This window comes from Xanthomonas vasicola (assembly GCF_000772705.2).
In the GTDB taxonomy this organism is placed as follows: Bacteria; Pseudomonadota; Gammaproteobacteria; order Xanthomonadales; family Xanthomonadaceae; genus Xanthomonas; species Xanthomonas vasicola.
Window position 1 is genome coordinate 25,834 of record NZ_JSBW02000096.1, and the last position, 13,092, is coordinate 38,925.

General features: G+C 64.2%; 11 protein-coding genes and 2 pseudogenes. 4 read left to right on the forward strand and 9 right to left on the reverse strand.

The features are described from left to right. Positions 1–319 precede the first annotated feature (319 nt). From rlmM to NX05_RS20330, 5 genes are all read right to left on the reverse strand, one after another. A complete protein-coding gene (rlmM, locus tag NX05_RS20310) occupies positions 320–1,363 on the reverse strand; it encodes a 23S rRNA (cytidine(2498)-2'-O)-methyltransferase RlmM (RefSeq protein ID WP_010367428.1) in 1,044 nt (347 codons plus the stop codon). A gap of 36 nt (positions 1,364–1,399) precedes the next feature. Next, the gene (locus tag NX05_RS20315) at positions 1,400–1,960 is read right to left on the reverse strand and encodes a nucleoside deaminase (RefSeq protein ID WP_010367427.1); all 561 of its coding nucleotides are present in this window, start codon (positions 1,958–1,960) and stop codon (positions 1,400–1,402) included. After that, entirely contained in the window at positions 1,960–2,382 is a 423-nt protein-coding gene (locus tag NX05_RS20320; protein WP_039435847.1) for a hypothetical protein, read from the reverse strand. Before NX05_RS20320 ends, NX05_RS20315 begins: the two co-directional genes overlap by 1 nt. 309 nt (positions 2,383–2,691) lie before the next feature. After that, positions 2,692–3,633 carry a DMT family transporter gene (locus NX05_RS20325; protein WP_039435849.1) on the reverse strand — a complete coding sequence of 314 codons (942 nt, stop codon included), beginning with the start codon at positions 3,631–3,633 and terminating at the stop codon, positions 2,692–2,694. 384 nt (positions 3,634–4,017) lie between these two features. Then, the gene (locus NX05_RS20330; RefSeq protein WP_039435851.1) at positions 4,018–5,757 is read right to left on the reverse strand and encodes a glutamine--tRNA ligase/YqeY domain fusion protein; all 1,740 of its coding nucleotides are present in this window, start codon (positions 5,755–5,757) and stop codon (positions 4,018–4,020) included. A 491-nt stretch (positions 5,758–6,248) separates the two neighbouring features. Between NX05_RS20330 and NX05_RS20335 the strand changes: the two genes are divergently transcribed. Together NX05_RS20335 and NX05_RS20340 are read left to right on the forward strand one after the other, a co-directional pair. Continuing rightward, positions 6,249–6,890 carry a glutathione S-transferase family protein gene (locus NX05_RS20335; protein ID WP_039435855.1) on the forward strand — a complete coding sequence of 214 codons (642 nt, stop codon included), beginning with the start codon at positions 6,249–6,251 and terminating at the stop codon, positions 6,888–6,890. 2 nt (positions 6,891–6,892) lie between these two features. Further along, positions 6,893–7,123 carry a putative signal transducing protein gene (locus tag NX05_RS20340; RefSeq protein ID WP_010367414.1) on the forward strand — a complete coding sequence of 77 codons (231 nt, stop codon included), beginning with the start codon at positions 6,893–6,895 and terminating at the stop codon, positions 7,121–7,123. 418 nt (positions 7,124–7,541) lie between these two features. On the opposite strand, the gene NX05_RS20345 is transcribed toward NX05_RS20340, so the two are convergent. From NX05_RS20345 to NX05_RS20355, 3 genes and pseudogenes are all read right to left on the reverse strand, one after another. Then, the gene (locus NX05_RS20345; RefSeq protein WP_010381588.1) at positions 7,542–8,006 is read right to left on the reverse strand and encodes a response regulator; all 465 of its coding nucleotides are present in this window, start codon (positions 8,004–8,006) and stop codon (positions 7,542–7,544) included. Then, positions 8,003–9,913: pseudogene (locus NX05_RS20350) on the reverse strand (ATP-binding protein). Before NX05_RS20350 ends, NX05_RS20345 begins: the two are co-directional and overlap by 4 nt. After that, entirely contained in the window at positions 9,910–10,617 is a 708-nt protein-coding gene (locus NX05_RS20355; RefSeq protein WP_010381586.1) for a helix-turn-helix transcriptional regulator, read from the reverse strand. Before NX05_RS20355 ends, NX05_RS20350 begins: the two are co-directional and overlap by 4 nt. 123 nt (positions 10,618–10,740) lie before the next feature. On the opposite strand from NX05_RS20355, the pseudogene NX05_RS20360 reads away from it, so the two are divergent. Both NX05_RS20360 and msrA read left to right on the forward strand, forming a co-directional pair. After that, positions 10,741–11,256 (forward strand): annotated as a pseudogene (locus tag NX05_RS20360) (SgcJ/EcaC family oxidoreductase). A gap of 95 nt (positions 11,257–11,351) precedes the next feature. Next, positions 11,352–12,002, forward strand: coding sequence for a peptide-methionine (S)-S-oxide reductase MsrA (msrA, locus tag NX05_RS20365; RefSeq protein WP_010367403.1), 651 nt, complete (start codon positions 11,352–11,354; stop codon positions 12,000–12,002). A 387-nt stretch (positions 12,003–12,389) separates the two neighbouring features. Here the strand turns inward: msrA and NX05_RS20370 are convergent, their stop codons facing one another. Beyond that, on the reverse strand, positions 12,390–12,959 hold the full coding sequence (locus NX05_RS20370; protein ID WP_010367401.1) for a type 1 glutamine amidotransferase family protein: 570 nt from the start codon (positions 12,957–12,959) through the stop codon (positions 12,390–12,392). Positions 12,960–13,092: the final 133 nt, after the last annotated feature.

Consider the following 13,092-nt stretch of genomic DNA (forward strand, 5'->3'; position numbering starts at 1 on the left):
GCGGAGCGGGTGACTCAGTGAGCTGAGCAAGCAGGCGTGCTCAGCTCGGTTTTGCAAAGCGGTCCTGCGGAGGCGTTGTATGTCACTTGGCGAGTACTGCCAGGCGACTGTGGCGGACGCCGACTGCCAATTGCGCGTGTGTGCAATGCCATGGAAGGCGCATTAGTTGGCAGCTGAACTATGCATGGCGGATTGCAACTGCTTTCGATCAGGGCCTTCCTGATCCCATCGGCACTCGCAGCAACTCAGCCAGCAGCCACTCGCTTTTACGATTCCCCGATCCCGATCCCGATCCCGATCCCGATTCGCGATTCCCAGCTCAATCTCGCATCGCCAGCACCGTGATCTCTTCCCGGTCGTGATACAGCTGCTTGGCGCGCACGATCAATGATTTTTCTGCCTGTTGCTCGAACAGATCCAGGCATAGACGGGTCTCGTCCCAACGCTTTTTCATCGGCAGCTTGAGGTTGAAGATGGTGTTGCGGCACCAGCCTTCGCGTACCCAGGTGGCCATGCGTTCGGCGACGCGGCGTGGTTGCTCGACCATGTCGCAGACCATCCAGTCCAACGGCTGCGCAGGCTTCCAGTGAAAGCCGTCGGCACGCAGATGCTCCACCAGCCCGGTCTCCAGCACATGCTCGCGCAGCGGGCCGTTGTCCACGCTGGTGACGTGCACGTGCTGCCGCGTCAGCACCCAGGTCCAGCCGCCGGGTGCAGCACCCAGATCGGCCGCGCGCATGCCGGGTTTGACCAGTGCCTCGCGTTCTTCGGGAGTGAGCAGCGTCAGCAAGGCTTCGTCGAGCTTGAGCGCAGAGCGCGACGGCGCTTCCGGTAGCAATTTCAGGCGTGGAATGCCCAATGGCCACGGCGCGCTATCGGCGCTGTCGGCCACCGCAAGCAAGGCGTGGTCGCCGTCGAGAAAACAGATATGCAACCGCGGTTGGCGCGGCTGCGGCTTGTCGGTGAGCAGGCCAGCTTTGCGCAGGGCGGGGCGCAGCGCATTGCCGAAGCTGCGCGCTAGGCCCGCCAGTGGCTTGCCCGCATCCGAATCCGGGTGTTCTACCCACAGATCGCCGAAACGCTGCTGCCCGTCCAACGCGGCCAGGATCGGGGTGATGCGGTCCTTGGGGTCGATGCCTTTCAGCTCGGCAATCACCAGCAGCTTCTGCCGCGCGAAGATCAATTCGCGCCATTGCAGCCTGGCAGCAAGTTGCGCGGCCTCGTCGCAGACGAACAGCACATAGCCGTCGTTGCGCTGGGTACGTGCATAACCGGCGATGCCGATGAATGCAGCGCGTGCGCTCAGTTCGGCGGCCAGTTCAGGTTCGAAGCCCTGGCGGCAGTAACACAGCAGACCGCTCATCGCCGCACCTGCATTGCGCCAGCAGCGCACGCGAAATCAATAATGGTCACCGCCGCCCTCGCCGTAGTTGCGCAGCACCGCGCAGGCCTGGTCGCGCAGCACGTCGCGCACCACTTCAATGCCGCGGCGGCTCAGTTCGCCCACCCAGTCGGCCGGCAACGGGCCTTCGTCGAATTGCGTCAGCGCCATCACGTCGTCGGCGCGCGCGCCGATCAGCAGGCGGTCGATGCCGGCCCACACGGTGGCGCCATAGCATTGGCAGCACGGCTGCGCCGAGGTGGCCAGCGTTACCGGCGCCAGCACATCGTTCAAACGCGGTGTCTGCAGGCGCTGTTGGGCGAGCATGTAAGCCATGTTTTCGGCATGCGCCAGCGAGGTGGTCTGCGGCACCACACGGTTCACCGCTGCAGCAATGATGCGGTGGTCCGGGCCGAACACGACCGCGCCAAAGGGGCCGCCGCTGCGCTCCTGCACATTCATCCGCGACAGCTCGATCGCCAGCGCCACCTTGTCTTCATCGCTGGGATAGGCGCGGCTGTCGTCGACATGCGCGTGGATCCAGTCGGGCAGGGTGAGGTGGACTTGCGCGTAAAGCATCAGTGGACCATTTCTGTAGGGGGAGTGGCGGGGCGCAGTGTATCGGCCTGCGCGTCCTTTGCGGCACATTGCCCGGCCACGCACTGGCAGGCGCTGATCTGGCGGAAGCCGCACACGCTCATCATGCCGCTGGCCTGGCACTGCGCGAGCACGCCCTTCGGGTCGGTGGCGCTGTTGACGTTGACGCAGGCCGGAAACGCGCCACAACAGTTGCCGACGTTCTTCACCGTGCAATCGGCATCGGTGCGGCAGGTGGTGGTGACGGTGATCGGTTTGGCCGGCGCCGGGGTGCCGGCAGGCCGGGAGCTGCTGGTCGATGACGGCGTGGCCGCATCGGTCGGTGGCGTTGCCGCACAGCCAATCGCGACAAGACAGGCCAGCAACAGCAGGCTGCTCAGACACCAGGACAGAAGACGGGACATGCGGCTGCTCCGATCGGACCATATGAGGGGCCATGGTAAGCCCAGGCCGCGTGCCCGGTGGTAGCAGCCGGCGGGATCTGTGCCGGCAAGCAGAAAGCGGCGGATAGGCGAGCGTTTGTACGGCGGCGACGCGCCAGTGCTCGTACGGTGTCCGATCGGCGCTCAATGCCTCGCTATCAGCGATGAGCGCTGAGGGATCAAGTCCGCCACTGCCTTAAACGTAGCTGCTCTATGCGGGTGGTGAATTGCAGAGGAAAGTGCCTGGCGTGTTCCCGCGGGACACAGCTGCATCGTGGTCACGCATGCGCCTCAGCGGCCCGCATCACGCGCTGGCGCATGCAGTGCCGCGCACCACAGCACGCCGACCAGCAAGCAGGCGATCGCGGCCTGCTCCAGCAGTGTGGGCAGGCGCATTTCCCAGGCAAAGCCGTACAGCAACGCGAATACTGTCTCGAACACGATCATCTGCCCGACCAGGGTCAGCGGCAGTACGCGGCTGGAGTGATTCCACAGCGCGTTGCCGATCACCGAGGCCAGGATGCCCAGCATCAGCGACACGCCCCAGAAACTGGCCCATGCGAGCGGTGCATGCGCTGCGCTACCGATCAAGGCGGCGGGCGCCAGCAGCAACGCCAGTGCGCCGGTGACCACGCCGGTGAGCAGCGACCAGTCGCCGACGGACAGATCCGGGCGCCGCCGCAGCCAGCGTGCATTGGCGATCGAATAGGCCGACCACGACGCCAGCGCGCCCACCGCGCACAGCAGGCCGGCGATGCGGGTGAGGCGGTCGCTCGCTTGCTGGCCGGAGTCGTCCTTCACGGTATCCAGTGCCACCAATGCCACGCCGATCACGCACAGCACGCAGGGCGCCGCCAGACGCCGCAATTGCACCGCGCCTGCGGCACGCGTGCCGATCACAGTGACCACGACCGGCAATAGCCCGATGATCAATGCGGTCGCCGCACTGCCCGCCCACTGCACGGCGCTGCCCAGCAGCACGTAATAAATCAGATTGCCCATCAGGCTCAGGCGCACCAGCGCCCACCATTCGGCACGACCCAGCCGGGCAGCGGTCTGTCGCGCGCGTGGCGCCAGCACCAACGCCGCCACCGCGCCATACGAGAGATAGCGCGCCACTGCCAATTGCAGTGGGGTAAATGCTGATAGCAATTGTGGCGCCAGAAATACCAGCCCCCACAGCGCGCCTGCACCGATTCCGAAGGCGACACCGACCATCAAGCGTTCACGCATCGTGCTGTTCCTCAGGGCGTGCATCGCAGCGTGCCGTGCGGCAGGTGGTTGATCAAGGCGCGCGCTGTAGAAATTTGGACGCCACCGTCGTATCGACGAAGTTACTGCAGTCCGCTGCGCTGCCGTGATCTGCAGGCCGAATGCTTCGGGTCATCGACTGCGTTGATTGATCGCCTGATGCCATCCCAGTACATGAGTGACCACCGCGAACTTGCTGGCGTGGCTGGATCAGATGTGTTGTGAGTCATTGCTCCGCGTCGGCGCTGAGGCCGGGGAAAGCGCGTCATTAGACGCAGATACTGCATCCGCAGCGGCGCGATCACCGCCTGCTCCTGATAGCAGCAACGCCCGCTTCGAGCGGACGTCGCTGTATTTCGGACTTGGTTACTTGGCCCAGGTATCGCGCAGCGTCACGCTGCGATTGAACACCGGCGTGGCCGCGCTATGGTCGCGGCGGTCGGCCACGAAGTAGCCGGTACGCTCGAACTGAAACGCTTGCTCGGGCGCCGCCTGCGCCGCGCTCGGCTCCACATAGCCGCGCACGCTGCGCTTGGATTCTGGGTTGAGATGGTCGCGGTAGGTCTTGCCTTCGGATTCGTCGTCGGGCTTTTCCACCGAAAACAAGCGGTCATACAGGCGAATTTCCGCTTCCACCGCATGCGCCGCGCTGACCCAATGGATGGTGCCCTTGACCTTGCGGTTGGAACCGATCATGCCCGGACGCGACTCCGGATCCAGCCAGCCGCGCAGTTCGATGATCTCGCCCGCTGCGTTCTTGATCACCTCATCCACGCGTGCAATGCCCGCGCCGCGCAGACGGATTTCGCCGCCCGGTACCAGACGCTTCCAGCCCTTGGGCGGAACCTCGGCAAAATCCTCGCGCTCGATCCATAGCTCGCGCGCGAACGGCACCTCACGCGTGCCGAAGCTTTCGTCCTTGGGGTGATTGGAAAACTGCAGCGTCTCGGTATGGCCTTCCGGCAGATTGGTCAGCACCAGTTTGAGCGGGTCGATCACGGCCATGCGGCGCGCCGCTGCTGCGTCCAGATCTTCGCGCAGGCAACCTTCCAGCACCGAGAAATCGATCAGCGAGTTCTGCTTGCTGATGCCCACGCGGTCCACAAACAGGCGCATCGCTGCCGGCGTATAGCCGCGGCGACGCAGGCCTTGCAGGGTATACATGCGCGGGTCGTCCCAACCATCCACCAGCTGTTCTTCTACCAGCGCGGTGAGCTTGCGCTTGCTCATCACCGTGTAGTTGATGTTGAGGCGCGAAAACTCGATCTGACGCGGTTTGGCGGCTTCGCGCGGCAGGCCCTTGTCCAGCAGTGGCTGCAGCAAATCCGGATGACCGACCAGGTCTACCTTGTCCACGCACCAATCGTACAGCGGGCGATGGTCTTCGAATTCCAGCGTGCACAGCGAGTGGGTAATGCCTTCCACTGCATCGCCGAGCGAATGCGCGAAGTCGTACATCGGGTAGATCGGCCAGGCGTTGCCGGTGTTCTGATGTTCCACATGCTTGATGCGGTACAGCGCCGGGTCGCGCAGGTTGATGTTGCCGCTGGCCATGTCGATCTTGGCGCGCAGCGTGCGCGCACCATCGGGGAATTCGCCAGCACGCATGCGCTGGAACAGGTCCAGGTTTTCTTCGACGCTACGCTCGCGGAATGGCGAATTGCGGCCGGGCTCGGTCAGCGTGCCGCGGTATTCGCGCACCTGTTCTGCGGAGAGGTCGCACACGAAGGCGTGGCCATCGCGGATCAGCTTCTGCGCGGCCAGGTAATACACCTCGAAATAGTCCGAGGCGTGGCGCAGCTGCGCCCACTCATAGCCCAGCCAGCGCACGTCGTCCTGGATGGCAGCGGCGAACTCGGGGTCTTCCTTGGCCGGGTTAGTGTCGTCCAGGCGCAGGTTGCACAGCCCGCCGAACTCGGCAGCCAACCCGAAATCCAGGCAGATCGCCTTGGCATGGCCAATGTGCAGGTAGCCGTTGGGCTCGGGCGGGAAGCGGGTGCGGATGGTCGTGTGCTTGCCGCTGGCCAGATCCTCGCGGACGATCTGGCGGATGAAGTCTTTCTTCTCCGCCGGGGCGGTGGCGTCGGTGGCTAGGGTCTCGGACATGCGCGCATCAGCAATAGGTAAACCGCAAGTTTAGGCGGTGGCACCGGTTAGGGGTAGGCGGCCGGGCTGCGGGCCTGCGTTTGGCAGCGTCTTGAGCGGGTGCAGCGGGCTGGGTCCCCCGCGGCTCAGGTGGGTGCTGCCGGTGCCGCTGCTGGTCGCACTGCGGTTGGCCTGCGCGGTCACCTTGACGGACCACCACGGCTGGCAATGCTCTGCGCGGTTGTGGCTCGCGCTGCTGCATTAGCGCCGCGACCGCCGACCAAGAGCGATACGCGCGCGCGGCCAGCCGTTTCGGTGGCTGCAGACTGCGCAGTTCCCGTAATGCCTTGCCCTGACCATGCCGCAAAGATGCCGCCTGCGCCGGCCCGAGGCTGCGCATAGCCCTATCGATGGCGGCTCCTGGGCGGGGCCTGTCGCGCGCAGCCGGGCATGGCTGGCGGCTACCGGTCGCGACGCGTACGCTGCGCCGACCCTATTGGAGCGCACTGCCCATGCCACTGCCTCGTCTGGTGATCGGCGACAAGACTCTGTCCTCCTGGTCATTGCGGCCGTGGCTGCTGTTGCGGCACTTCCAGGTGCCGTTCGAAGAAATCGCCCTACCGCTGGCGACACCCGAATATCAGGCGCGCATTGCCGGCTATTCGCCCACACGCCAGGTGCCAGTGCTGTGGGACGACACCTTGCACGTGTGGGATTCGCTGGCGATCTGCGAGTACATCAACGAGCGTTGGCTGGACGGTCGCGGCTGGCCGGCCGACCTGGCCGCCCGTGCGCAAGCACGCGCTGCCTCTGCAGAAATGCATTCGGGCTTTGCGGCCTTGCGTAGCCAGCTGCCGATGAATCTGGCCCGCCCGCCGGGACCCGCGCAGTGGGATGCGGCCGCCGAGCGCGAGATCACGCGCATCCAGGCGTTGTGGGCCAGTCTGCGCGCCGAACACGGCCATGCCGGGCCGTTTCTGTGTGGGCAGTTCGGCATCGTCGATGCGATGTTTGCGCCGGTGGCGCTACGTTTTTCCAGCTATGGTGTACCACTGTTCGAAGCGGCCGGCGATTATCTGGCGGCACTGGATGCGTTGCCGGCACTGCGCGATTGGCGCAACGGCGCAGAGCGTGAAAGTGCGGAGCGTGGCTGAAAATGCAGATCGCCTACCGCGCCAGTCACATCATTGATGCGCATCTGGCCAAGCACGCGCTGGAAGATGCCGGCATCACCGCGTTTGTCTTTGGCGAATCGCTGCTGGGCGGCGCCGGCGAGCTACCTGCCTTTGGCGTGCTGCAGGTCTGCGTTGCCGATGTGCATTTGAGCCAAGCCCAGGCAGTGCTGGCTGAGATCGGCTTGTGCGGTCAGGTCACGCGGGCGGTGTGAGATTTCGACTTACCGCGTGGTCATGCAGGCGCACGTAGCTGCTCTAAATCGAAGCCTTGTTGGCCGAGCGCGCCACGGGTAGCTGGCTTGTGCTGAGTTGGCCGAGTGCGCGGTGCCCTCACCGCTGGCGGGACACGCCGTAGGCCCGTCCATCTGGCCGGCAATCGGTGAGGGCACCGCGCCAGACAGTGGGTTGGTGGTTCTGGGGAGCACGAAACCGCGCTGACCAGCTTGCTGATTGCTTTGTTGAAACTCTGCGCACCGACCAGCCTGACTGGTCCTTGCCCGCCCACCGTCGCGGGACCCTTGGCGGCACGGATGCCGCCACGGAGCTTACAATGACGTACTTGAAGCGTGTCCCGCGATGGTGGGCGGGCAAGGGCTCTGCAACGAAGCCGCAGCTCGTCCGCTCTCCAACTCAACTCTGCTGACGCCACCCCGGCGGCGCTGCATCCGGTGCAGCCAAGGCACGCAGGCGCTTGAACAACACGGTGGTTTCGGCCACGTTCCAGACCCGCAAAGCGACCTCGAAGGTGTCCAGCGGTTTGGTCAAAAAGTCCTTGGCTCCCAGGCCCAGGGCATGGTGACGTGCGCTGCGGCTGGGGTCGGCGGTGAGCACGATCACCGGCAAAAACTGGCCAGGGTCGGAAAGCCGCGCCAGCTGTTCCAGCAGCGCGTAGCCATCCAGTTCGGGCATTTTCAGGTCTAACAGGATCAGGTCCGGCGCAAACGCCGAGACCAGCCCCATCACCCGCAGCGGATCGGTGGTGGCGATCACTTGCTGGAAGCCTTCGCGTTGCAGCAGGTCTTCGAGCAGCCGCACGTTGGCTGGTTCGTCGTCGACGATGAGGATGCGGGAACCGAGAATTTCGTCGCGTGTCATGCCAGCAACCTGTCGATTACAGTGAAAAATTCCGCCACATCGAGCGGCTTGGTCAGATAGGCGCGCACGTCTTGATTGCCGACGCGTGCCAGCGTGGCAGTCGTGGCGTCGGCACTGATCACCACCACCGGGATGGCTGCCGTTGCTGGTTGCGCCTGCAACTCGCGCAACAGCTCTTCGCCGTTGCCATCGCTCAAGTGCAGGTCCAGCAGAATCAGAACCGGCGCGCCGTGCTGCAACAGCTCACGTGCCTGCGCCAGGCTGGCGGCTTCGAGCAGCTGCCATTGCGGGCGACGCTCGGTGAGCGTGCGGATCAAGGCTTGGTTGGATGGGTTGTCTTCGATGCTCAGCAGCCGGCACATGCCGCTGCCGGCATTGCTTGGTGGCAACAGGGGACGCGTCGGTTCGCTGTGCTGATGCTCGCCCTGCGGCAGCGAAATCCAGAACCGCGCGCCATCGCTGCTGCTGTCCACGCCGATCTGCCCGCCCATCGCCTCGATCAAGCGCTTGCTCAGCGCAAGACCCAGACCGGTACCTTCCACGGCCGAGCGCTCGGCGCCCAACCGCTCGAACGGTGTGAACAGTCGCTCGATCTGCGCCGGCGTCAGTCCTGCGCCCTGGTCGGCGACCGTGATGCGCACCTGCTCGCCATCGGCCTGCGCACTCACCTGCACCTGCCCGCCAGTGCGATTGAACTTGACCGCATTCGACAACAGATTGAGTAGCACCTGACGCAGCCGCTGCGCATCGGCGCGCACCGTCCATGGCCCGTCGATGGACGACGGTCGCAGTGTGATGCCGTACTTGTCCGCATCCGGTGCAATCAAGCCCAGCGCCTCGTGCACAGCGGCACGGACAGAGATGGGTTCCGGATTCAGATCCAGCTGATCGGCTTCGATACGTGCGATGTCCAGCAGCTCGGTAATCAATCCGAGCAAATGCCTGCCGGCACCGAGAATATGCTGCAGATGCCGGCGATGACCGGGCTCGGGCAGGTCCATTTCCAGCACCTGCGCATAGCCCAGAATCGCGTTGAGCGGAGTACGCAATTCATGGCTGCTGCGCGAGAGAAATTCGGTTTTTGCCCGGTTGGCGGTCTCGGCCTCGCGTCGCGCCAGCTGCGCTTCGGCTGCGCGTGCGGCCAGCAGTTCGCTGGCCTGCGCCAAACGTTGGCCGACCTGGCCTAATTCATCGTCGGCACGCGGTTGCGGTGCCAGCGGCAGGCCTTCGCCTAAGCGGTCGGCGTTGGCGGCCAGTGTGCGCAAGCGCCCGGACAAGGCGGAAGCGAACCATGCCACCGCAAACACGGCACCCAGGCCGCCCAGCATCGCTGCGCTTAAGGTGATGATGAGATTGCGCTGCCGCAGCCCTTGCGCCTTGGCAGTACGTGCCTGCAATTGTGCGGTTTCTTAATTGCGTAGCTCGCGCAATTCCGCACGCAGGATGTCGAGCTTGTACTTGCCGTCCCACAGCTGCCGAATTTCTTCCTCGCGGCTTAGATCCGGGGCCAGCAAACGGCGCCAACCTTGCATTTTTTCGGCAAAAAGTGGCTTGATGTGCGCAAAGCGTTGCGCTTGGGTGGGGTCGGTGATGCGTTGCGACAGACGGTCGACTACGCGTTGCAGGCGCGGCTCGGCATCGCGATACGGGGTCAGGAATTCATCGCGCCGCACCAGCCGATACCCGCGCACGCCAGCCGCAGTTTCGGCTAATAGTGCGTGCGCTTCGTACAGATCGCTCAGCACTTTCAGGGTCTGCCGCACGTCGTTTTCGGCGGCGATATTTTGCCGTTCCACGCTGTAGATCGCCATCAATGCAACGGCCAGCAACAGCAATGGCAGGGTAACGACCGCCAGGCTTTTGCGGGTAATCGGCCAATCGTTCCAACGCATTGCCACTGCATTCATAGCGCAAGTCCGGATTGAACCGCGTACACCGCAGCCTGGGTGCGATCTTTTACCTCAAGTTTCTGCAGGATTCGCTCCACATGCACCTTCACCGTGCCCGGAGCAATCCCCAGTTCAGCTGCGAGGGTTGCGTTAGTGAGTCCGCGCGGGAGCAGCGACAATACCTGTCTTTCGCGCTTGCTCAGCGCGCCCAGACGATCGTCCTGCACTGGTTTGCGCCGCCGCGTGGCGATTGGTTTGGCGGGCTCAGCCACCATCGCCGGCAGTAGTAGCGCGAATGCCTGTAGCGCCTGCACATCGTCGTTGCCGGGTGCTGGGCGGCTCTCGTTCCAGGCCACGCAGAGCATGCCGTGGGTGGTGCCCAGCGCATGGATCGGCACCCTGGCTTCGCGGATGTCTGCAGGGCGCGGCGGCATCAGCCAGCCTGCTTCATGGCCGTCACCTGCAGCGCTGGCTCCCGGCGGTAATGCGCGGCCGCGGCTGGCCAATACCTGCGCGCGCGGGCCACGCTGCGCCAGCACCGCGCCGTGTTCCAGGCCCAGCAACAGCAGCACTCGCCCAAGGACCGCATCGCAGGCCTGCTCGGGGCTCTGTGCCTGGCGCAGTGCCACGGCGGCTTCCCACAGCGCCTGCCAGCGCGCACTGTCGGAGGCTTCGCGGCGTAAGGTTAGGCGCCAATCGCCAGCATTAGTGGGGGTTTCCATGATTTATCTCTAGGCCGATCAGCATATTTGAGCATATGCCATTCGGCAGAATTGTTGGGGCCGCTTGATTTCGATACTGCGCCTGCCCGATGAGGCACCCCATCAATCACACGGAGACACCCCATGTGTCGCACACTTTTCTCTCTGGTTCTGGCTCTGGCTGCCACCCCGGCGCTGGCTGGCGGCGTGATGCATTACACCGACAAGGCCATGCTGCCGGCCGGCGGCGAAGAGCGCGAAGTGGCTGCGCTGTTCGACACCTGGAACGCGGCGCTGGCCACCGGCAACCCGCACGAGGTGGCCGATCTGTAAGCCCCGGACAGCGTATTGCTGCCGACCGTCTCCAACGAAGTGCGCGCCTCGCGCGAGCAGATCGAAAATTACTTCGAAATGTTCCTGACCAAGAAGCCGCAGGGCGTGGTCAATTACCGCACCGTGCGCCTGCTCGATGACGACAGCGCCGTGGATGCCGGCGTGTACACCTTCACGCTGACCGACAAGGACGGCAGGAAGAGCAACGTGCAGGCCCGCTACACCTTCGTGTACGAAAAGCGCGACGGCAAGTGGCTGATCATCAACCACCACAGCTCGGCGATGCCGGAAGTGGATACACGCGCGGCGGTTGCCAAGGCCAAGTAATGCGGCGTGGGCGACAGGCGCTGGCCAGGTAGGCTTGAAAGCGGCTCCGGCCGGCGCCATCCAGCAGGCAATCCTCACGATTGCGGAGTTGCACCATGCTGGGAATCGGCGCCTTCAAACAACGTATGCCACGTCCGGGCGAGGCACTGCCCGGGCGCGAGCAAGCGCTGCCGCTACACAACACGCACCTGATCAACGGTCATCCGCTGCGTGGTGAGTTCACCGGCCTGGCCCAGGTGCAATTCGGGCTTGGCTGCTTCTGGGGCGCAGAACGCAAGTTCTGGAACGTGTCAGGGGTGTACACCACGGCAGTGGGTTACGCCGGCGGGCAGACCCCGAACGCAACGTATTCGGAAGTGTGTTCAGGCCAGACCGGCCACACCGAAGCAGTGCTGGTGGTGTTCGACGAACAGGCAGTGTCGTTCGAACACTTACTGCGCACTTTCTGGGAAAGTCACGACCCCACCCAGGGCATGCAGCAGGGGAACGATGTCGGTACGCAATACCGCTCGGCGATTTACTGCACCACACAGGCGCAGTACGCCGCCGCGCTTGCCAGCCGCGATGCGTATCAGCAACAGCTGGCCGCAGCCGGATATGGCGCAATCACCACGGAGATCCTCTTCCCGGCGCCCACGTTCTACTACGCCGAAGACGCTCACCAGCAATATCTCGCCAAGCACCCCAATGGTTATTGCGGGCTTGGCGGCACGGGAGTGAGCTGCCCGATCGGGCTGGATGCCTGACGGAAAGGCGGGCCGGATTGAAGCGCTGTCATCCACATGAGCGTGGCAGCGCGCCGATGGCAAACAGTGACAGGCAGCGTTATCACGCTCAGGCAGCGCATGGGAGTGCATGCCAGGCAACTTGAATGGCTACGTCGGAGACGGCGTGGCCATCTTTTTTTGAGCGGCGTTGGCAGGCATGGGCGATGTCATCATGCGTCTATGAGTCGAATCGACCCCGGTGAAGCTGTGCAGCGATCAGAATTAACGCGTCGCCACGGAAAGTGATGCAGAAAACCGGTTCAGTACAAACCCGCAGCTGCTCGGTGCGACATCAACGGTGCGATTGAGTCGCGATGGCGCGTGGTGCAAAGACCGGCTTGGTGATTCTGGCCTGAATCGGTTCGATTACACGAATTCACCGGCAAACATGCCACGCAATTGCGCAAGCGTGTCAGTGCGCTCGGGATGCAATTGCCGCATGCAAGCCAGCGCAAAGCCCACCGGGCTGGTGCCAGGTGCGGTGATGACGCCATCGGCGCTGACGACTTTTTCGTGGCGATAGTGCGCCGCGCCCGCGTAGGGCACCACATGCTCCTGCAAAAATGCCAATGCATTGCTGGTGTGCGCGCGCTCATCCAGCAGGCCTGCATAGGCGAAGGCGAGGGTGGCGCCGCAGATCGCGGCAACCGGGCGCTGCTGCTGCACGCGCTCGACCAGCAAGCCGCTCAGCCCAGGAATCTCGCCGGCCTGCCAGCGCTCACTGCCAGGCAGAATCCATAGATCGGACTCAAGCGGCGCCAGATCGGAAAGGGCAAATTCTGGCGTGATGCGCAGGCCGCCGATGGACTGCACCGCCTGTCCGTCGATGCTGGCGACGGCGACCTGGTCGCCGAACCATTCGCGTGCCGCCGGCAGTACCACACCGATTTCCCAATCGGCCACGCCGTCGACCATCACCACTGCAATGTTTGCCATGTCCGTTGCGCCAGTTGAGGGAACCCGGATTCTAGGCAGTGCGCGCGCACCTGGTGTAAGCGATATGTGCAGAGATGTATCGCTGCAGACGGCGGTCGGTCCGGGCGGGTGCTCGGCACGGTCGCCACCATGC

Excerpts from the sequence above, each read along its gene's own strand:
- NX05_RS20320 (WP_039435847.1), bottom strand. The coding sequence starts at position 2,382 with ATGTCCCGTCTTCTGTCCTGGTGTCTGAGCAGCCTGCTGTTGCTGGCC.
- NX05_RS20330 (WP_039435851.1), bottom strand. The coding sequence starts at position 5,757 with ATGTCCGAGACCCTAGCCACCGACGCCACCGCCCCGGCGGAGAAGAAA.
- NX05_RS20370 (WP_010367401.1), bottom strand. The coding sequence starts at position 12,959 with ATGGCAAACATTGCAGTGGTGATGGTCGACGGCGTGGCCGATTGGGAA.
- NX05_RS20345 (WP_010381588.1), bottom strand. The coding sequence starts at position 8,006 with ATGACACGCGACGAAATTCTCGGTTCCCGCATCCTCATCGTCGACGAC.
- rlmM (WP_010367428.1), bottom strand. The coding sequence starts at position 1,363 with ATGAGCGGTCTGCTGTGTTACTGCCGCCAGGGCTTCGAACCTGAACTG.
- msrA (WP_010367403.1), top strand. The coding sequence starts at position 11,352 with ATGCTGGGAATCGGCGCCTTCAAACAACGTATGCCACGTCCGGGCGAG.
- NX05_RS20335 (WP_039435855.1), top strand. The coding sequence starts at position 6,249 with ATGCCACTGCCTCGTCTGGTGATCGGCGACAAGACTCTGTCCTCCTGG.
- NX05_RS20355 (WP_010381586.1), bottom strand. The coding sequence starts at position 10,617 with ATGGAAACCCCCACTAATGCTGGCGATTGGCGCCTAACCTTACGCCGC.
- NX05_RS20340 (WP_010367414.1), top strand. The coding sequence starts at position 6,893 with ATGCAGATCGCCTACCGCGCCAGTCACATCATTGATGCGCATCTGGCC.
- NX05_RS20315 (WP_010367427.1), bottom strand. The coding sequence starts at position 1,960 with ATGCTTTACGCGCAAGTCCACCTCACCCTGCCCGACTGGATCCACGCG.
- NX05_RS20325 (WP_039435849.1), bottom strand. The coding sequence starts at position 3,633 with ATGCGTGAACGCTTGATGGTCGGTGTCGCCTTCGGAATCGGTGCAGGC.